The organism is Streptococcus oralis (genome assembly GCF_018448765.2).
GTDB lineage: Bacteria > Bacillota > Bacilli > Lactobacillales > Streptococcaceae > Streptococcus > Streptococcus oralis_BM.
This window is the reverse complement of the sequence record NZ_JAHCMC020000001.1, coordinates 1330021-1347351: the sequence shown is the minus strand read 5'-3', so window position 1 is coordinate 1347351 and position 17331 is coordinate 1330021. Positions and strand designations below refer to the sequence as shown.

Annotated in this window: 20 protein-coding genes; 18 read left to right on the top strand and 2 right to left on the bottom strand. The window is 43.6% G+C overall.

The genetic code is table 11. The features are described from left to right. The first annotated feature begins 10 nt into the window (after positions 1–10). Positions 11–1021 (top strand): ABC transporter substrate-binding protein, encoded by a 1011-nt coding sequence (locus KIH88_RS06660; protein ID WP_213988155.1) that lies wholly within the window; start codon positions 11–13, stop codon positions 1019–1021. After that, positions 1002–1694: an alpha/beta hydrolase gene (locus KIH88_RS06655; protein WP_213988154.1), complete on the top strand. Its 693-nt coding sequence runs from the start codon at positions 1002–1004 to the stop codon at positions 1692–1694. Before KIH88_RS06660 ends, KIH88_RS06655 begins: the two co-directional genes overlap by 20 nt. Positions 1695–1736: 42 nt before the next feature. On the opposite strand, the gene KIH88_RS06650 is transcribed toward KIH88_RS06655, so the two are convergent. Beyond that, entirely contained in the window at positions 1737–2486 is a 750-nt protein-coding gene (locus KIH88_RS06650) for a lysophospholipid acyltransferase family protein (RefSeq protein WP_213988153.1), read from the bottom strand. 132 nt (positions 2487–2618) lie between these two features. On the opposite strand from KIH88_RS06650, the gene KIH88_RS06645 reads away from it, so the two are divergent. From KIH88_RS06645 to KIH88_RS06615, 7 genes are all read left to right on the top strand, one after another. Then, on the top strand, positions 2619–4955 hold the full coding sequence (locus KIH88_RS06645; protein ID WP_213988152.1) for a cation-translocating P-type ATPase: 2337 nt from the start codon (positions 2619–2621) through the stop codon (positions 4953–4955). Positions 4956–5056: 101 nt separating this feature from the next. Beyond that, entirely contained in the window at positions 5057–5734 is a 678-nt protein-coding gene (locus tag KIH88_RS06640) for a tRNA (adenine(22)-N(1))-methyltransferase (RefSeq protein ID WP_033584434.1), read from the top strand. After that, on the top strand, positions 5721–6518 hold the full coding sequence (locus tag KIH88_RS06635) for a Nif3-like dinuclear metal center hexameric protein (protein ID WP_033584436.1): 798 nt from the start codon (positions 5721–5723) through the stop codon (positions 6516–6518). The genes KIH88_RS06640 and KIH88_RS06635 overlap by 14 nt, the downstream gene beginning before the upstream one ends. 16 nt (positions 6519–6534) lie before the next feature. Then, positions 6535–7638, top strand: coding sequence for an NAD(P)/FAD-dependent oxidoreductase (locus KIH88_RS06630; RefSeq protein ID WP_033584438.1), 1104 nt, complete (start codon positions 6535–6537; stop codon positions 7636–7638). A 6-nt stretch (positions 7639–7644) separates the two neighbouring features. Further along, entirely contained in the window at positions 7645–7959 is a 315-nt protein-coding gene (locus KIH88_RS06625) for a hypothetical protein (protein WP_081730804.1), read from the top strand. Further along, positions 7938–8957: a UDP-glucose 4-epimerase GalE gene (galE, locus tag KIH88_RS06620; RefSeq protein WP_084867954.1), complete on the top strand. Its 1020-nt coding sequence runs from the start codon at positions 7938–7940 to the stop codon at positions 8955–8957. Before KIH88_RS06625 ends, galE begins: the two co-directional genes overlap by 22 nt. Before the next feature lie 4 nt (positions 8958–8961). Continuing rightward, entirely contained in the window at positions 8962–9924 is a 963-nt protein-coding gene (locus KIH88_RS06615) for a glycosyltransferase family 2 protein (protein ID WP_213988151.1), read from the top strand. An 82-nt stretch (positions 9925–10006) separates the two neighbouring features. On the opposite strand, the gene KIH88_RS06610 is transcribed toward KIH88_RS06615, so the two are convergent. Then, on the bottom strand, positions 10007–10210 hold the full coding sequence (locus KIH88_RS06610) for a ferredoxin (RefSeq protein WP_164979022.1): 204 nt from the start codon (positions 10208–10210) through the stop codon (positions 10007–10009). Positions 10211–10255: 45 nt separating this feature from the next. Here KIH88_RS06610 and KIH88_RS06605 point away from each other — a divergent pair, with 45 nt between their 5' ends. From KIH88_RS06605 to whiA, 9 genes are all read left to right on the top strand, one after another. Next, positions 10256–10762, top strand: a complete 507-nt coding sequence (locus KIH88_RS06605; RefSeq protein WP_213988150.1) for an SAG1386/EF1546 family surface-associated protein — start codon at positions 10256–10258, stop codon at positions 10760–10762. Positions 10763–10771: 9 nt separating this feature from the next. Further along, positions 10772–11446 carry a (d)CMP kinase gene (gene cmk / locus KIH88_RS06600; RefSeq protein WP_213988149.1) on the top strand — a complete coding sequence of 225 codons (675 nt, stop codon included), beginning with the start codon at positions 10772–10774 and terminating at the stop codon, positions 11444–11446. Positions 11447–11564: 118 nt separating this feature from the next. Beyond that, entirely contained in the window at positions 11565–12071 is a 507-nt protein-coding gene (locus tag KIH88_RS06595) for a dihydrofolate reductase (RefSeq protein WP_213988148.1), read from the top strand. A gap of 201 nt (positions 12072–12272) precedes the next feature. Then, a complete protein-coding gene (gene clpX / locus KIH88_RS06590; protein ID WP_002874765.1) occupies positions 12273–13505 on the top strand; it encodes an ATP-dependent Clp protease ATP-binding subunit ClpX in 1233 nt (410 codons plus the stop codon). Between the two features lie 8 nt (positions 13506–13513). Then, positions 13514–14101 carry a ribosome biogenesis GTP-binding protein YihA/YsxC gene (gene yihA / locus KIH88_RS06585; protein ID WP_000405203.1) on the top strand — a complete coding sequence of 196 codons (588 nt, stop codon included), beginning with the start codon at positions 13514–13516 and terminating at the stop codon, positions 14099–14101. A 9-nt stretch (positions 14102–14110) separates the two neighbouring features. Next, on the top strand, positions 14111–14491 hold the full coding sequence (locus tag KIH88_RS06580; protein WP_001140420.1) for a RidA family protein: 381 nt from the start codon (positions 14111–14113) through the stop codon (positions 14489–14491). A 51-nt stretch (positions 14492–14542) separates the two neighbouring features. Beyond that, positions 14543–15433 carry an RNase adapter RapZ gene (gene rapZ, locus KIH88_RS06575; protein ID WP_213988147.1) on the top strand — a complete coding sequence of 297 codons (891 nt, stop codon included), beginning with the start codon at positions 14543–14545 and terminating at the stop codon, positions 15431–15433. Continuing rightward, positions 15430–16407, top strand: a complete 978-nt coding sequence (locus KIH88_RS06570; RefSeq protein WP_213988146.1) for a YvcK family protein — start codon at positions 15430–15432, stop codon at positions 16405–16407. Before rapZ ends, KIH88_RS06570 begins: the two co-directional genes overlap by 4 nt. Further along, positions 16404–17315 (top strand): DNA-binding protein WhiA, encoded by a 912-nt coding sequence (whiA, locus tag KIH88_RS06565; RefSeq protein ID WP_213988145.1) that lies wholly within the window; start codon positions 16404–16406, stop codon positions 17313–17315. The genes KIH88_RS06570 and whiA overlap by 4 nt, the downstream gene beginning before the upstream one ends. The last annotated feature ends 16 nt before the right edge of the window (positions 17316–17331 follow it).

Here is a 17331-nt window from a genome sequence, read left to right as displayed (position 1 = left end):
GGAAAATAAGATGAAAAAAAGACTCAGTATTTTACTCGTAACGGTAGCTACCCTAACCATGGCAGCTTGTGGCAACACTACTACAGAAAAAGCTACCACACAATCTAGTACAGAAACAAGTCAAAAGGCGAGCACAGAGACGACCTATCCACTAACGGTCAAAACCTATGATGCTAAGGGAAATGAAGTCGAACAAGTCTTTGACAAGGCACCTGAAAAAGTTATCACCAACAATCTTTCAACCACTGAAATTTTATTGGAGTTAGGCTTGAAGGATAAAATTGCTGGCATGCTTAACCCTGATAATGCTGTGACGGACAAATACAAGGACGCGATTGCGACGATTCCTCAAATCGGAGATAAAAAAACAGTATCACAAGAGACAGTCCTTTCTTATGAGCCAGACGCTGTGATGGGTCGAAACATGATGTTTTCTGAAAAATCCTTGGGAACAGTTAGCACTTGGAATGAAAACAAAATCCCAGTCTATACGCAAAAAGCTTCTCTTTCAACGATTCAGCAAGATTTGGGAAATATTGTAGAAGATGTCAAAAATCTTGGAATGATTTTCAATGTTCAGGACAAGGCTAATGAATACGCAGCTCAATTACAAGCTAAAATTGACGCTGTTAAGAAAGCAAACCCAGCAAGCCAAGGTGAAAAGAAAAAGGCTTTGATTATGGTTGCTTATAATGACGAAACCTTTGGTGCTTACAAGTCTGCTTTGCAAGAGAGCTTGTTGAATCAACTTGGTTATACAAACGTTGCAACGGGAACATCAGGCTTGACCTTGGAAAATCTCGTGTCAATGGATCCTGAGTTGATTATCTATGTGACCAGCGACCGCAATAAAAAATTGGATGCCAACGCAGTAGAGTTGATGAAGGCAAATGAAGTTTTGGAAAACGTTCCTGCTATTAAGAATCAAAAAATCATGACCATTTCTTACGATGAGTTGATGGACTATGGTCCAGCAGTAATTGATTCCCTTGAAAAAATCAATGACTTTATCAATAAATAATGAGTTTGATTGGGAAGGGATTCAAGTTAAGATCAGCCTTCCTTCGACCTATGATCCCAATCAAACCTATCCAGCGATTCTTTTGAATGATGGAAACTTGGATTTTCTATCTTCCCTTTCAGAATCTGTGATTTTAGTGGGCTTGACCTCTAAAAATCGCCTAGATGACTACACTCCATGGAAGGCAGCTGCTCTGAGAGAGGGGACTCCAGATTTTGGCGGTCAGGCAAAGGTCTATCATGATCATTTATTTGGAGGTCTTTTAGACAGGTTGCAGTCGCTTTATCGCCTGGACAAAAATCGCCTTGCCTATGGAGGGTATTCACTAGGTGGTTTGGCGGCTGTATACAGTCTTTTCCATTTTGACAAGGTCTCCTGTATCTTTTCTATCTGCGGTTCCTTTTGGTATCCTGATTTTGTGACTTACTGCAAGGAAGAGAAAGTGAGAAATTTAGATTGTTTGCTGTATTTACAAAATGGTCAAACAGAAGGAGCCCATCATACCAATCGCTTGGCTCAAGCACCAACCTATGCTGCGCAAATTCATACCAGTCTACAGAAACACTATCCGAATGGTCAGTTTGTCTTTGATCCTTATGGGCATCATGAACAAGTGGTTGAACGATTCCTAGCCTTTTCCAACTGGTTGACCCAAAAATGGAAAATTGAATAAAAGAAATATCCCTTGGCAAAAGCCAAGGGATAATTGTATTTTTTAACCAAGAGCTTCTCTCTTCTTATCTGGATTCCAGATAAAGCTTGCGACGAAAGTAAAGATAATCGTTAGGATACCAACAATCACAGCAAGGATGAGGGCAGGGATGCGGACAAACCACCAGAGTGGATTTGGTTTTTTATCATTGTGCCATTGCTTGGTTTCCTCGTCCAAACGTTGAAATTCTGCTTGGATACGGTCTGCAACCATTTCAATCCCTTCATCATTCATTTTCTTGATGTCTGAGATATCGATAGGATTTCCAAAGTTCATATCCACACGTTCACGGCTAACCAATCCCTTCAAGGTCATGGGACCGGTGTAGGTGACAGGCATGATACGGACTTTGGCCATCTTGGCAATCAGGGCTACGCCACCCTTGACATCGTTTGAGTGGCGGCTCCCACTTGGAAACATGATGAGAGAACGGTCGCTTTTTTTGAGGACGTTGATAGGGTACTTGATGGCAGAAGCGCTAGGATTTTCACGATCGATAGGAAAGGCGCCACACATACGAATCCACCAGCCAAAGATGCGATTGCTAAAAAGCTCTTTTTTTGCCATAAAGATGAACTGTTTTGGCTTGGTCGCAAAGGCCATATATACAGGATCCCACCAGGTACGATGAGGAGCGACGAGGATATAGTTTTCGTCTCGGCTAGGGATTTTATCAGTATTGTGATAGTGGGCATTGCCATTGATGGACCACAAAATCAGCATGACTAGTCCACGCAAATAAGTATAAAACATGAGATCTCCTTCGATTGTATTGCTTTTATTATTATACCTTATCAAAAGACTACTGGCAAACTTTTTCAGTTATCAGCCAACAGTTTTAGATGGGATTAGAATTCTTTTTAAAAAAATGATATGATAGAATTCATGGATAAAAATAAGATTATGGGATTAACCCAAAGAGAAGTCAAGGAAAGACAGGCTCAAGGTTTGGTCAATGACTTTACCGCTTCAGCCAGTACCAGTACTTGGCAAATCATCAAACGAAATGTTTTCACACTTTTTAACGCATTAAACTTTGTTATTGCTCTAGCGCTGGCCTTTGTGCAGGCTTGGAGCAATCTGGTCTTCTTTGCTGTTATCTGCTTTAACGCTTTTTCTGGGATTGTGACCGAGCTACGGGCCAAACACATGGTGGACAAGCTCAATCTCATGACCAAGGAAAAGGTCAAAACCATTCGTGATGGTCAAGAAGTGGCTCTGAATCCTGAAGAATTGGTGTTAGGAGATGTCATTCGTTTGTCTGCAGGAGAGCAGATTCCTAGTGATGCCTTGGTTTTGGAAGGCTTTGCGGAAGTCAATGAAGCCATGTTAACGGGTGAGAGTGATTTGGTGCAAAAAGAAGTGGATACCTTGCTTTTGTCTGGAAGTTTCTTAGCCAGTGGGTCTGTTTTAGCTAAAGTTCACCATGTCGGGGCAGACAACTATGCTTCCAAACTCATGCTGGAAGCTAAGACAGTGAAACCGATCAACTCCCGTATCATGAAATCGCTAGACAAGCTAGCTGGTTTTACTGGGAAGATTATCATTCCCTTTGGTCTAGCTCTTCTGCTAGAAGCCTTGATGTTAAAAGGCCTACCCCTCAAGTCATCCGTTGTAAATTCGTCAACAGCTCTTTTGGGAATGTTGCCCAAGGGAATCGCCCTTTTGACCATAACTTCGCTCTTGACTGCGGTGATTAAGCTGGGCTTGAAAAAGGTCTTGGTGCAGGAGATGTACTCTGTCGAGACCTTGGCGCGCGTGGATATGCTCTGTCTGGACAAGACGGGGACCATCACCCAAGGAAAGATGCAGGTGGAGGCAGTTCTTCCTCTGACGGAAACTTATGGTGAAGAGGCTATTACTAACATTCTGACCAGCTACATAGCTCATAGTGAGGATAAAAATCCAACAGCTCAAGCCATTCGCCAGCGTTTCCAAGGACAGGTCTCCTATCCTATGCTTTCGAATCTTCCTTTCTCAAGCGACCGTAAGTGGGGAGCTATGGAGTTAGAAGGGCTAGGGACAGTTTTCTTAGGAGCTCCTGAGATGTTGTTGGACTCTGAAGTACCAGAAGCCAGAGAGGCTTTGGAGAGAGGGTCACGTGTCTTGGTCTTAGCCCTCAGTCAGGAAAAACTGGACCACCACAAACCACAGAAACCATCTGATATTCAGGCTCTAGCCTTGCTGGAAATCTTGGACCCGATTCGAGAAGGAGCCGCTGAAACGCTAGACTATCTCCGTTCTCAGAAAGTGGGCCTCAAGATTATATCTGGTGACAATCCGGTCACTGTATCCAGCATTGCTCAGAAAGCTGACTTTGCAGACTATCACAGCTATGTAGATTGTTCAAAAATCACGGATGAGGAATTGATTGCCATGGCTGAAGAGACAGCTATTTTTGGACGTGTCTCCCCTCATCAAAAGAAACTCATCATCCAAACGCTGAAAAAAGCAGGGCATACAACGGCAATGACAGGGGACGGAGTCAATGACATCCTAGCTCTTCGTGAGGCGGATTGTTCGATTGTAATGGCGGAGGGAGATCCGGCGACTCGTCAGATTGCCAATCTGGTTCTCTTGAACTCAGACTTTAATGATGTTCCTGAGATTCTCTTTGAAGGCCGTCGGGTGGTCAATAACATCGCCCATATCGCACCGATCTTCTTGATTAAAACGATCTATTCCTTCCTGTTAGCAGTCATCTGTATTGCCAGTGTTCTTCTGGGACGGTCTGAGTGGATCTTGATTTTCCCCTTCATTCCAATCCAGATTACCATGATCGACCAGTTTGTGGAAGGTTTCCCACCATTCGTTCTGACTTTTGAGCGAAATATCAAGCCTGTTGAACCAAACTTCCTCAGAAAATCCATACTTCGCGCCCTACCAAGTGCCCTCATGGTCGTGTTCAGCGTTCTTTTTGTGAAAATTTTTGGAGCTAGTCAAGGTTGGTCTGAGTTAGAAATCTCAACCCTACTCTATTATCTCCTTGGGTCTATCGGTTTCTTATCCGTATTTAGAGCCTGCATGCCATTCACCCTCTGGCGTGTCCTCTTGATTGTCTGGTCAGTAGGAGGCTTCCTAGCCACAGCTCTTTTCCCAATGATCCAAAAGTTGCTTGAAATTTCGACCTTAACAGGACAAACACTGCCTGTTTATGGGGCCATGATGTTGGTCTTTACCGTGATTTTCATCTTGACTAGTCGTTACCAAGCGAGAAAATAAAGAAAGACTGCAATCTGTGGATTGCGGTCTTTTTAGGTGCAAGATTGCTAGCTGAAATGTGGTATAATAAGAGGTAATAGAGTTTTGGAAAGTGAGAGAAGATGATTTCAAAGAGATTAGAATTGGTAGCTTCCTTTGTGCCACAAGGTGCTGTGTTACTAGATGTGGGGAGTGACCATGCTTATCTGCCAATCGAGTTAGTTGAGAGAGGCCAAATCAAAAGCGCCATTGCAGGTGAGGTGGTGGAAGGCCCCTACCAGTCAGCGGTGAAAAACGTTGAGGCTCACTGTCTAAAGGAGAAAATCCAAGTCCGTTTAGCCAATGGCTTGGCAGCCTTTGAAGAGGCAGACCAAGTGTCGGTTATCACCATTGCTGGTATGGGTGGCCGTTTGATTGCGACCATATTGCAAGAAGGCTTGGACAAGCTAGCTAATGTAGAGCGTTTGATCCTCCAACCCAATAATCGTGAAGACGACTTGCGCATTTGGCTACAGGGTAACGGCTTTCAGATTGTAGCAGAAAGCATCCTAGAAGAAGCTGGTAAATTCTACGAGATTTTGGTGGTGGAAGCAGGACAAATGAAGCTATCAGCCAGTGATGTTCGCTTTGGACCTTTCTTGTCCAAAGAGGTCAGTCCAGTATTTGTCCAAAAATGGCAAAAAGAAGCTGTTAAGCTAGAGTTCGCCCTCGAACAAATCCCAGAAAAAAATCTGGAGGAACGTCAAGTTCTAGCTCATAAAATTCAAGCCATCAAGGAGGTGCTCCATGTTAGCAAGTGAAGTAATTAAGGCGTATGAAGACTTTTGCCCTCAGGAATTGTCTATGGAGGGTGACAGTCGTGGTCTGCAAATCGGCACTTTGGACAAGGATATTCAAAGGGTCATGGTTGCTCTGGATATTCGTGAAGAGACGGTTGCTGAAGCCATTGAAAAGGGTGTGGATTTGATTATCGTTAAGCACGCGCCTATCTTTCGTCCGATTAAGGATTTGGTAGCCAGCCGTCCACAAAATCAGATTTACATCGACCTTATCAAGCATGACATTGCCGTTTATGTCAGTCATACTAATATCGACATTGTAGAGAATGGTCTCAATGACTGGTTCTGCCAGATGCTAGGCATTGAGGAGACGACTTATCTCCAGGAAACAGGCCCAGAACGTGGGATTGGTCGTATTGGAAATATTCAGCCTCGGACCTTTGGGGAATTGGCCCAGCATGTCAAGCAAGTCTTTGGTCTTGATAGTCTTCGCATGGTGCATTATCAAGAGAGTGATTTGCAGAAGTCTATTTCAAGAGTAGCCATCTGTGGTGGTAGTGGTCAATCTTTCTATAAGGATGCTCTAGCTAAGGGGGCAGATGTCTATATTACTGGTGATATCTACTACCACACAGCTCAGGATATGCTTTCTGATGGCCTGTTGGCATTGGACCCAGGCCACTATATAGAAGTGCTTTTTGTGGAAAAAATCGCAGCACTTCTTACTCAATGGAAGGCAGAAAATAGCTGGACTGTTGATATCTTGCCTAGTCAAGCCTTGACTAATCCTTTCCACCATATTTAGTTAGAAGGTGAAGACAATGAAAAGAGTTGCCATTATTGGAGCAGGGATTGTAGGGGCAACTGCTGCCTACTACCTCTCCAAAGAAGCAGATTTAGAGGTGACCGTTTTTGACCATGGACAGGGGCAAGCAACCAAGGCTGCAGCAGGAATTATCAGTCCTTGGTTTTCAAAACGACGCAATAAAGCTTGGTACAAGATGGCGCGCTTGGGAGCTGACTTTTATGTGGATTTGTTGGCTGATTTAGAGAAGTCAGGGCAAGAAATCGACTTTTATCAGCGTTCGGGAGTCTTTCTCTTGAAAAAGGATGAATCCAAGTTGGAAGAACTCTATGAACTAGCCCTTCAGCGCAGGGAAGAATCTCCCTTGATAGGTCAGTTAGCCATTTTAGACCAAGCGTCTGCAAATGAATTATTCCCTGGTCTGCAGGGATTTGACCACTTGCTCTATGCTTCTGGTGGGGCGAGAGTAGATGGTCAAATCTTAGTGAATCGTTTGCTAGAAGCCAGTCAGGTCAAGCTGGTCAAAGAAAAAGTGAGTCTGATACCTTTAGCATCTGGCTATCAGATTGGCGAAGAGGTGTTTGATCAGGTTATGCTAGCGACGGGAGCTTGGTTGGGGGACATTTTGGAACCTTTAGGATATGAGGTAGATGTTCGTCCCCAAAAGGGGCAACTCCGAGATTATCAGCTTGCCCAAGACATGGAATCATACCCTGTTGTCATGCCAGAAGGGGAATGGGATTTGATCCCTTTTGCAGGTGGGAAATTGTCCTTGGGCGCTACTCATGAAAATGATATGGGATTTGATTTGACGGTAGATGACACCTTGCTCCAACAAATGGAGGAGGCAGCCTTACCTCACTATCCAGCCTTGGCAGAAGCGAAATCATCGGGTGAGCGAGTAGGAATCCGTGCCTACACCAGTGATTTCTCGCCTTTCTTTGGGCAAGTACCTGGTTTAGCAGGTGTCTATGTAGCTAGTGGTCTAGGTTCATCAGGTCTCACAACGGGGCCTATCATCGGTTACCATCTAGCCCAATTGGTCCAAGACAAGGAATTGACCTTGGACCCAGTAAACTACCCAATTGCAAACTATGTCAAACGAGTAAAAAGCGAATAATACTCAATGAAAATCAAAGAGCAAACTAGGAAGCTAGCCGCAGGCTGCTCAAAGCACGGCTTTGAGGCTGTGGACAGAACTGATGAAGTCAGCTCAAAACACTGTTTTGAGGTTGTGGATCGAACTGACGAAGTCAGTAACCATACCCACGGCAAGGCGAAGCTGACATTGCTTGAAGAGATTTTCGAAGAGTATAAGCATTTTACTAAAATTTTAGTCTCCCCTTTAGGATGGCAAATGACATTCCCTACCAAAAATGGTAAAATAAGAAAAAATAATTCGAGAATCGAGGAAAAAAGATGCAAGAAAAGATTTTGGTAACAGGTGGAGCAGGTTTTATCGGAACCCACACTGTTATTGAATTGATCCAAGCAGGTCATCAAGTGGTTGTAGTGGATAACCTTGTCAACAGCAACCGTAAAAGTTTAGAAGTTGTTGAAAGAATCACAGGAGTTGAAATTCCTTTCTATGAGGCAGATATCCGTGATACTGATACTCTCAGAGATATTTTCAAGCAAGAAGAGCCAACAGGTGTGATTCACTTTGCTGGTTTGAAGGCTGTAGGTGAATCAACACGTATCCCTCTTGCCTACTATGACAACAATATCGCTGGAACTCTTAGTCTTTTAAAGGTTATGGAAGAAGCAAACTGTAAGAATATCATCTTCAGCTCTTCTGCGACAGTATATGGAGATCCTCACACGGTTCCAATCTTAGAAGATTTTCCACTTTCAGTGACCAATCCGTATGGCCGTACTAAGCTTATGTTAGAGGAAATTTTGACTGATATCTACAAAGCAGACTCAGAATGGAATGTGGTCTTGCTTCGTTACTTTAATCCAATCGGAGCGCATGAGAGTGGAGATTTAGGAGAAAATCCTAATGGAATTCCAAACAATCTCTTACCATATGTGACTCAGGTAGCTGTTGGAAAATTAGAGCAAGTGCAAGTCTTCGGAGACGATTACGATACGGAAGATGGAACTGGTGTTCGTGACTATATCCATGTCGTAGACCTAGCCAAAGGTCACGTTGCAGCTCTTCAAAAAATCCAAAAAGGGTCCGGCCTTAACATTTATAACCTTGGAACAGGCAAGGGCTACTCTGTTCTTGAAATTATTCAAAATATGGAAAAAGCAGTGGGACGTCCTATTCCTTACCGCATCGTAGAACGCCGCCCAGGAGACATCGCTGCCTGCTATTCAGATCCTGCAAAAGCCAAAGCAGAACTCGGCTGGGAAGCAGAATTTGATATCACGAAAATGTGTGAAGACGCATGGCGTTGGCAAAGTAAGCATCCAAACGGATTTGAAGACTAAGATAATGATTTCGATCATTGTCCCCTGTTTAAATGAAGAGGAAGTGCTTCCTCTTTTTTATCAGTCTGTTGAAGATTTGCTTCCTGATCTGGGAGCAGAGGTCGAGTATGTCTTTGTAGACGATGGCTCAAGCGATGGAACCTTAGAGCTTTTGAAGGCTTATCGGGAGCAAAATACTGCGGTGCATTATATCTCGTTCTCACGAAATTTTGGGAAGGAGGCAGCTCTGTACGCAGGTTTGCAGTATGCGACTGGGGACCTGGTGGTCATGATGGATGCAGACCTCCAGGACCCTCCCGGTATGCTACTTGAGATGAAAACCTTACTAGACCAGGATGCGAACTTGGACTGTGTTGGAACGCGCAGAACCAGTCGGGAGGGAGAACCCTTCTTTCGCAGTTTCTGTGCTGATCTTTTTTATCGCCTCATGCAAAAAATTAGCCCAGTAGCTTTGCCCTCGGGTGTCCGTGATTTTCGGATGATGAGAAGATCTGTGGTGGATGCTATTTTAGCCTTGACCGAGTCCAATCGTTTTTCTAAGGGACTCTTTGCCTGGGTTGGTTTTCGAACGCACTATCTGGACTATCCAAATGTCGAAAGACAGGCTGGCAAGACCAGTTGGAGTTTTAGGCAGCTCTTTTTCTACTCGATTGAAGGGATTCTCAACTTTTCAGATTTTCCCTTGAGTATAGCCTTTGTAGCGGGACTCCTATCTTGTTTTATTTCTTTTATGATGACTGTTTTTGTGGTGTTTCGGACCCTTATCTTGGGGAATCCGACATCTGGCTGGACCTCTCTGATGGCTGTGATTCTCTTTCTTGGAGGGATTCAACTCCTGACCATTGGGATTTTGGGAAAATATATCAGTAAGATCTATCTAGAGACCAAAAAAAGACCACTCTATCTGGTCAAAGAAAAAAGTGATCTTTCTATTTTCGAAGGAAAAAATAAGCGAAAAAGACTATAATTTTACCTAGAAATATGCTAAACTAGTAGATGAAGGGGTTAAAGTGATAAAAAGAATTTACAAAATCGGTCTCCCTTTTAAACTATGACGGATCTTTTAGAAGTGCACGTGTAGGACAATTTTTGATGGCCTCCAGAACATCGCTAGACTCAGCGATTTCTCTTTGCAATTCAACTGGATCATCGTAAAATCGAACGATTCCATTATCGTGGTAATCGAAGAGTTCAGAATAGGTTTGGCAAAGCCCACAGGCGATGCATCGTTCAGGTATAAGTGTGAGTTTCATATTTATATTGTAATAAGAAAGTTTAAAAAATACAAGGAGTAAGGTATGGAAAAAGAACCATGGCAAGAAGATATTTATGAAAACAATGAGGAAGAATCAAGAACAGATCGTCGTCGCCGTAAACAAAAGGGAAAAGGCGTTGTTGCCAATCGTGTCTTGACAGTCCTAGCTAGCCTCTTCTTTGTAATCGTTGTAGCAATGGTTGTCGTATTGATTTACCTTTCTACCGGAGGAAGCAACCGCACAGCTGCCTTGAAGGATTTTTATGATCCTTCAGCACCTGCTAGCAGCTCCACTTCAAAAGTGGAAGAGTCTTCATCGTCAAGCAGCAAGGTAGAAGAAACATCTTCTTCTGAAACAACTCCGTCAGAAAGTAGCTCTGAAGAGCATACCGACGGTGAAGGAACAATTACTGTTCATCCAGGAGAGGGTGAAGCAGCTCTTGCACAACGTGCAGGAATTTCTATTGCCCAGTTGGAAGCTTTGAATCCTTCTCATATGTCATCAGGAACTTGGTTTGCCAACCCTGGTGATGTGATCAAGACTAGATAGGAGTCGGAAATGAAGACAATTCAAATTGCTATTGATGGTCCTGCTTCCAGTGGTAAGAGTACGGTCGCAAAGATTGTTGCTAAGGATTTTGGCTATACTTATCTCGACACGGGTGCCATGTACCGTGCGGCCACGTATATAGCGCTCAAACACCAGTTGAATGCAGGAAATGTAGACCAGCTTCTTTATCTCCTTGATCAACATCCTATTAGTTTTGGGCGTTCGGAGGCAGGTGAACAACTTGTCTTTGTTGGCGATGTGGATATTACTCATCCTATCCGTGAAAATGAAGTGACCAACAAGGTTTCAAGCATTGCTGCTATTCCAGAAGTACGTGAAAAACTAGTATCTCTCCAGCAGGAGATTGCCCAGCAAGGTGGTATTGTCATGGATGGACGTGATATCGGAACGGTTGTTTTGCCCCAAGCTGAGCTCAAAATTTTCTTGGTGGCTTCTGTTGAAGAAAGAGCAGAGCGTCGTTACAAGGAAAATATTGCTAAAGGGATTGAAACTGACTTGGAAACTTTGAAAGAGGAAATTGCGGCACGTGACTACAAGGATAGTCATCGTGAAACCTCACCTCTCAAACAGGCTGAGGATGCAGTTTACCTTGACACAACTGGACTGAGTATCCAGGAAGTGGTCGAAAAAATCGAATCAGAAGCAAAAAAATATATGTCCTAGGGACGAGAGGAGCAGGCTAAATGAAGCCTGCTCCTTTTCTCTCTTTTGCGCGCGTTTCAAAACAGCCTTTTTGGGAGAATTTTGATAAAATAGTAGTATCAATAAAAAGGACGGAAGCATGACAAAGAAAATCATAGCCATTTGGGCCCAAGATGAAAAAGGTGTGATTGGGAAGGAAGATCGTCTCCCTTGGCATTTGCCAGCAGAGTTGCAACATTTTAAGGAAACAACTTTAAATCATGCTATACTGATGGGGCGAGTGACCTTTGATGGCATGGGACGTCGTCTGCTTCCAAAACGGCAAACCTTGATTTTAACGCGCAATAGCGAAGAAGTCATAGATGGGGCGCTCGTATTTCAAGATGTGGAGTCTGTTTTAGCGTGGTATCAGAGTCAAGAAAAAAATCTCTATATCCTTGGCGGAAAGCAGATTTTTCAGGCTTTTGAGCCGTATTTAGATGAAATCATCGTGACACAGATTCATGCTCAGGTGGAGGGAGATACCTATTTCCCTGATGAGTTTGACTTGTCTCGTTTTGAGACGGTCGCAAGCAAATCTTACACCCGTGATGAGAAAAACGACTATGATTTTACCATCGAATACCGAGATAGAAAGGAAGTCTAATGGAGCGCAGTATATTTGGATTTTTTACAGCTTTTTTGTGTGTGATCTGTATTTTGACTGGAGCACAGGCTTTTCGTAAGAAGCGCTATGGACTGTCTGCTTTACTCTGGTTGAATGCTTTTACCAATCTGGTGAACAGTGTCCACGCTTTTTATATGACCTTATTTTAGATAGAATGATAAATTAGAATGGAAGGAAATCATGCCTACAAATAGGAAAAATGATATGATGGTTTATTGCTCATTTTGTGGCAAAAGCCAAGAAGAAGTAAAAAAAATAATCGCTGGGAACAACGCCTTTATCTGTAATGAATGTGTGGAGTTGGCCCAGGAAATCATTCGGGAGGAGTTGGCCGAGGAAGTTTTGGCAGACTTGTCTGAAGTACCAAAACCAATCGAACTCCTCAATATCTTAAACCACTATGTGATTGGTCAAGATCGTGCCAAACGTGCCTTGGCAGTGGCTGTTTACAACCACTACAAACGCATCAATTTCCACGATACGCGTGAAGAGTCAGAAGATGTGGATTTGCAGAAGTCAAACATCTTGATGATTGGTCCAACTGGTTCTGGGAAAACTTTCTTGGCTCAGACTTTGGCTAAGAGCTTGAATGTACCTTTTGCTATTGCAGATGCGACAGCTCTTACTGAGGCTGGGTATGTGGGTGAGGACGTGGAAAATATCCTCCTCAAACTCTTGCAGGCTGCTGACTTTAACATCGAACGTGCAGAACGTGGGATTATCTACGTGGATGAAATTGACAAGATTGCCAAAAAGAGCGAGAACGTGTCTATCACACGTGACGTTTCGGGTGAAGGGGTACAACAAGCCCTTCTCAAGATTATCGAGGGAACTGTCGCTAGCGTACCGCCTCAAGGAGGACGCAAACATCCACAACAAGAGATGATTCAGGTGGATACTAAAAATATCCTCTTTATCGTGGGTGGTGCTTTTGATGGCATCGAAGAAATCGTTAAACAACGTCTGGGAGAAAAAGTCATCGGTTTTGGCCAAAATAACAAGGCAATTGACGAAAACAGCTCCTACATGCAAGAAATCATCGCAGAAGATATTCAAAAATTTGGGATTATCCCTGAGTTGATTGGACGCTTGCCTGTCTTTGCTGCTCTTGAGCAATTGACGGTCGATGACTTGGTTCGTATCTTGAAAGAGCCAAGAAATGCCTTGGTCAAACAATATCAAACCTTGCTTTCTTATGATGATGTCGAGTTGGAATTTGATGATGAAGCCCTTCAAGAAATTGCCAATAAGGCTATTGAACGCAAAACGGGTGCGCGTGGTCTTCGCTCAATCATCGAAGAAACCATGCTAGACGTTATGTTTGAGGTTCCAAGTCAAGAAAATGTGAAATTGGTCCGCATCACAAAAGAAGCTGTTGATGGAACGGAAAAACCCATTCTAGAAACAGCCTAGAGGTGACTATGGAAATCAATACACACAATGCTGAAATCTTGCTCAGTGCGGCAAACAAGTCTCACTATCCGCAGGATGAACTGCCAGAGATTGCCCTAGCAGGGCGTTCAAATGTTGGCAAGTCTAGCTTTATCAACACCATGCTAAACCGCAAGAATTTGGCCCGTACATCAGGAAAACCTGGGAAAACCCAGCTACTCAACTTTTTTAACATTGATGACAAGATGCGTTTTGTGGATGTACCAGGTTATGGCTATGCCCGCGTTTCTAAAAAGGAACGTGAAAAATGGGGGCGCATGATTGAGGAGTATTTGACCACTCGGGAAAATCTCCGTGCCGTGGTCAGTCTGGTGGATCTCCGCCACGACCCGTCAGCAGATGATGTACAGATGTATGAATTTCTCAAGTATTATGAGATTCCGGTTATCATCGTTGCGACCAAGGCGGACAAGATTCCTCGTGGTAAATGGAACAAGCACGAATCAGCAATCAAAAAGAAATTAAACTTTGATCCAAGTGACGACTTCATCCTCTTTTCATCTGTCAGCAAGGCAGGGATGGATCAGGCTTGGGATGCAATATTAGAAAAATTGTGAGGGAAAGAAATGGCAAAAACAATTCATACAGACAAAGCTCCAAAAGCAATCGGACCTTATGTTCAAGGAAAAATCGTTGGCAATCTTTTGTTTGCGAGCGGTCAAGTTCCCCTATCTCCTGAAACTGGAGAAATTGTAGGAGAAACGATCCAAGAACAGACAGAACAAGTCTTGAAAAATATCGGTGCTATTTTGGCTGAAGCAGGAACAGACTTTGACCATGTTGTCAAAACAACTTGCTTCTTGAGCGATATGAATGACTTTGTTCCTTTTAACGAGGTTTACCAAACGGCCTTTAAAGAGGAATTTCCAGCTCGTTCAGCTGTGGAAGTAGCTCGTCTTCCTCGCGATGTGAAAGTCGAAATTGAAGTCATCGCAGAGATTGGATAAGCTAGTTGGAGTTTGGTTTTGCCAAACTTCTTTTGATATAAGGAGAGATAGATGACAAAAAAACAACTTCACCTAGTGATTGTGACAGGGATGAGTGGCGCAGGAAAAACCGTAGCCATTCAGTCTTTCGAAGATTTGGGATATTTTACGATTGATAATATGCCGCCTGCCCTCTTACCAAAGTTCTTGCAGCTGGTTGAAACTAAAGATGATGACCACAAACTTGCCTTGGTTGTGGACATGCGTAGCCGTTCCTTCTTTTCAGAGATTCAGGCAGTTTTGGATGAATTGGAAAACCAAGATGATTTGGATTTCAAAATTCTCTTTTTAGACGCAGCAGATAAGGAATTGGTGGCACGCTATAAGGAAACTAGACGAAGTCACCCTCTAGCTGCTGATGGTCGAATTTTAGATGGCATCAAGCTGGAACGTGAACTCTTAGCACCTTTGAAAAACATGAGTCAAAATGTGGTGGATACGACAGAACTCACTCCTCGTGAACTTCGTAAAACCATTGCAGAGCAATTTTCAGACCAAGAACAAGTCCAGTCTTTCCGTATTGAAGTCATGTCTTTTGGATTCAAGTATGGTATCCCGATCGATGCAGACTTGGTTTTTGATGTCCGTTTCTTGCCAAATCCCTACTATCTCCCTGAACTCCGCAATAAGACAGGTGAGGATCGAGCAGTTTATGACTATGTGATGAATCATGAAGAGTCTGAAAGTTTTTATCAGCACTTACTCGTCTTGATTGAGCCCATTTTGCCAAGTTACAAAAAAGAAGGAAAGTCTGTTTTAACCATTGCAGTAGGATGTACAGGTGGACAACACCGTAGTGTTGCTTTTGCCAAGCGCATAGCTGAGGACCTTGCTAAAAACTGGCCTGTCAATGAAAGCCATCGTGACAAAGACAGAAGAAAGGAAACGGTAAACCGTTCATGAGAAAACCAAAGATAACGGTAATTGGTGGAGGAACTGGTATCCCCGTCATTTTGAAAAGCTTGCGAGAAAAGGATGTTGATATCGCAGCCATCGTAACGGTAGCTGATGATGGTGGCTCTTCTGGTGAACTAAGAAAGAATATCCAACAGCTGACACCACCAGGCGATCTTCGCAATGTCCTGGTAGCCATGTCGGATATGCCTAAGTTTTATGAGAAGGTTTTTCAGTACCGTTTCTCAGAAGAGGCTGGAGCTTTTGCGGGTCATCCTCTAGGAAATATCATTATAGCAGGGCTTTCTGAAATGCAAGGGTCCACTTATAATGCCATGCAGCTGCTAAGTCTCTTTTTCCACACAACAGGAAAAATTTACCCATCAAGCGATCAGCCTCTGACACTGCATGCAGTCTTTAAAGACGGTTCTGAGGTTGCAGGTGAGAGCCACATTGCAGATCATCCAGGCATGATCGACCATGTCTATGTGACCAATACCTTGGATGATGAAACACCGCAAGCCAGCCGTCGAGTAGTCAATACTATTCTCGAGAGTGACATGATCGTCTTGGGGCCCGGTTCTCTCTTTACATCGATTTTGCCCAATATTGTCATCGAGGAGATCGGGCAGGCTCTCTTGGAGACCAAGGCGGAGATCGCCTATGTCTGCAATATCATGACCCAGCGTGGGGAAACAGAGCACTTTTCAGACAGTGACCACGTGGAAGTCCTCCATCGACACTTAGGTCGGCCATTTATTGATACGGTCTTGGTTAATATCGAGAAGGTTCCTAGAAAATACATGGATACCAACCGTTTTGATGAGTATTTAGTTCAGGTAGAGCATGATTTTGCTGGTCTTTGCAAGCAGGTTCCTCGTGTGATTTCATCCAACTTTCTTCGTTTGGAAAATGGAGGTGCCTTCCATGATGGCGATTTGATTGTAGACGAATTGATGCGCATTATACAGGTGAGAAAATGAGTTTTACAGTCGCAGTAAAAGAGGAAATTCTTGGTCAACACCATCTCAGTCGTTATGAACTATCGGCCATTATCAAGATGTCTGGAAGTATCGGTCTATCTAGTTCGGGCTTGACCTTGTCAGTTGTGACCGAAAATGCCAAGTTAGCTCGGCACCTTTATGAGTCCTTTCTCCATTTTTATGAGATCAAGTCAGAAATTCGTCACCATCAGAGAAGCAATCTTCGCAAGAATCGTGTCTACACGGTCTATACCGATGAGAGGGTGCAGGAGCTTTTAGCTGATTTGCGGCTTGCGGATTCCTTCTTTGGTTTGGAGACGGGTATCGATCCCGATATTTTAGCAGATGAGGAGGCTGGACGTGCTTACTTATGTGGTGCCTTTCTGGCAAATGGTAGCATCCGAGATCCTGAGTCTGGCAAGTACCAGTTGGAGATTAGTTCTGTTTATTTGGACCATGCCCAAGGACTGGCCTCTCTCCTTCAGCAGTTTTTGCTGGATGCCAAGGTTATTGAGCGCAGGAAAGGTGCAGTTACCTATCTCCAACGTGCAGAAGACATCATGGATTTTTTGATCGTGATTGGGGCCATGCAGGCGCGTGATAATTTTGAGCGCGTCAAGATTTTGCGTGAAACCCGTAATGATCTCAATCGAGCCAATAACGCTGAAACAGCCAATATCGCTCGAACGGTTTCTGCTAGTATGAAGACCATCAATAATATCAGTAAAATCAAAGATAGAATGGGTTTGGAAAATTTACCCGTGGATTTGCAAGAGGTGGCTCGCTTACGGATCCAGCACCCAGACTACTCTATCCAGCAGTTGGCGGATAGCCTGAGCAATCCCCTAACCAAAAGTGGTGTCAACCACAGACTCAGAAAAATAAACAAGATTGCTGATGAGCTATAAAACCACGGATTATTCA

What these genes read in the sequence shown, in the direction of transcription:
- whiA (WP_213988145.1), top strand. Translation starts at nt 16,404, where the DNA reads ATGAGTTTTACAGTCGCAGTAAAAGAGGAAATTCTTGGTCAACACCAT.
- KIH88_RS06615 (WP_213988151.1), top strand. Translation starts at nt 8,962, where the DNA reads ATGATTTCGATCATTGTCCCCTGTTTAAATGAAGAGGAAGTGCTTCCT.
- KIH88_RS06605 (WP_213988150.1), top strand. Translation starts at nt 10,256, where the DNA reads ATGGAAAAAGAACCATGGCAAGAAGATATTTATGAAAACAATGAGGAA.
- KIH88_RS06655 (WP_213988154.1), top strand. Translation starts at nt 1,002, where the DNA reads ATGACTTTATCAATAAATAATGAGTTTGATTGGGAAGGGATTCAAGTT.
- galE (WP_084867954.1), top strand. Translation starts at nt 7,938, where the DNA reads ATGCAAGAAAAGATTTTGGTAACAGGTGGAGCAGGTTTTATCGGAACC.
- KIH88_RS06635 (WP_033584436.1), top strand. Translation starts at nt 5,721, where the DNA reads ATGTTAGCAAGTGAAGTAATTAAGGCGTATGAAGACTTTTGCCCTCAG.
- cmk (WP_213988149.1), top strand. Translation starts at nt 10,772, where the DNA reads ATGAAGACAATTCAAATTGCTATTGATGGTCCTGCTTCCAGTGGTAAG.
- KIH88_RS06625 (WP_081730804.1), top strand. Translation starts at nt 7,645, where the DNA reads ATGAAAATCAAAGAGCAAACTAGGAAGCTAGCCGCAGGCTGCTCAAAG.
- KIH88_RS06610 (WP_164979022.1), bottom strand. Translation starts at nt 10,210, where the DNA reads ATGAAACTCACACTTATACCTGAACGATGCATCGCCTGTGGGCTTTGC.
- KIH88_RS06630 (WP_033584438.1), top strand. Translation starts at nt 6,535, where the DNA reads ATGAAAAGAGTTGCCATTATTGGAGCAGGGATTGTAGGGGCAACTGCT.
- KIH88_RS06640 (WP_033584434.1), top strand. Translation starts at nt 5,057, where the DNA reads ATGATTTCAAAGAGATTAGAATTGGTAGCTTCCTTTGTGCCACAAGGT.
- KIH88_RS06570 (WP_213988146.1), top strand. Translation starts at nt 15,430, where the DNA reads ATGAGAAAACCAAAGATAACGGTAATTGGTGGAGGAACTGGTATCCCC.
- KIH88_RS06650 (WP_213988153.1), bottom strand. Translation starts at nt 2,486, where the DNA reads ATGTTTTATACTTATTTGCGTGGACTAGTCATGCTGATTTTGTGGTCC.
- clpX (WP_002874765.1), top strand. Translation starts at nt 12,273, where the DNA reads ATGCCTACAAATAGGAAAAATGATATGATGGTTTATTGCTCATTTTGT.
- rapZ (WP_213988147.1), top strand. Translation starts at nt 14,543, where the DNA reads ATGACAAAAAAACAACTTCACCTAGTGATTGTGACAGGGATGAGTGGC.
- KIH88_RS06580 (WP_001140420.1), top strand. Translation starts at nt 14,111, where the DNA reads ATGGCAAAAACAATTCATACAGACAAAGCTCCAAAAGCAATCGGACCT.
- KIH88_RS06645 (WP_213988152.1), top strand. Translation starts at nt 2,619, where the DNA reads ATGGATAAAAATAAGATTATGGGATTAACCCAAAGAGAAGTCAAGGAA.
- yihA (WP_000405203.1), top strand. Translation starts at nt 13,514, where the DNA reads ATGGAAATCAATACACACAATGCTGAAATCTTGCTCAGTGCGGCAAAC.
- KIH88_RS06660 (WP_213988155.1), top strand. Translation starts at nt 11, where the DNA reads ATGAAAAAAAGACTCAGTATTTTACTCGTAACGGTAGCTACCCTAACC.
- KIH88_RS06595 (WP_213988148.1), top strand. Translation starts at nt 11,565, where the DNA reads ATGACAAAGAAAATCATAGCCATTTGGGCCCAAGATGAAAAAGGTGTG.